This is a genomic window from Mesorhizobium sp. Cs1299R1N1 (assembly GCF_037179655.1).
Lineage (GTDB): Bacteria > Pseudomonadota > Alphaproteobacteria > Rhizobiales > Rhizobiaceae > Mesorhizobium > Mesorhizobium salmacidum.
On sequence record NZ_JAPYKR010000133.1, the window covers coordinates 1 to 449 of the forward strand.

Genomic DNA, 449 nt, shown 5'->3' on the forward strand with positions numbered 1-449 from the left:
CGCGAGACCGCCTGCGTCCGTCGCTCGCGGGGGACGAGGGAGGCGGCCACCAGCGCGGCGACCCCGAAATAGGCCCCGTGCGGCAGCCCCGCCAGGAAGCGGAAGGCGAGCATCGAAGGGTAGTCCGGCGCCAGCGCGGTGAGGCCGTTGCCGAGTGCGAACAGCACCATCAGCCCGATGAGCAGCGTGCGCCGGGCGAGCCGCGCGCCCAGCACCGCGATGACGGGCGCGCCGACCACGACGCCGAGCGCGTAGGCGCTGATCACGTGCCCGGCGGTCGGCGCGTCGAGGCCGAGGTCGCGGGAGAAGCCCGGCAGCAGGCTCATCGCCGCGAACTCGGTGGTGCCGATGGAGAAGCCGCCCATGGCGAGAGCCAGCAGCACCAGCGCCGGATGGTGGGCGGCGGCGGGCGCGGCCGGGACGCCGCCATCCGCGAGCGCGTCCTCGCG

1 protein-coding gene is annotated in these 449 nt (G+C 75.9%); it reads right to left on the reverse strand.

What is annotated here, in order from left to right; all coding sequences use genetic code 11:
- Window positions 1–386: MFS transporter (locus O7A70_RS34055; RefSeq protein WP_442921257.1), on the reverse strand; the 386-nt coding region annotated here is incomplete at its 3' end.
- Window positions 387–449 lie beyond the last annotated feature (63 nt).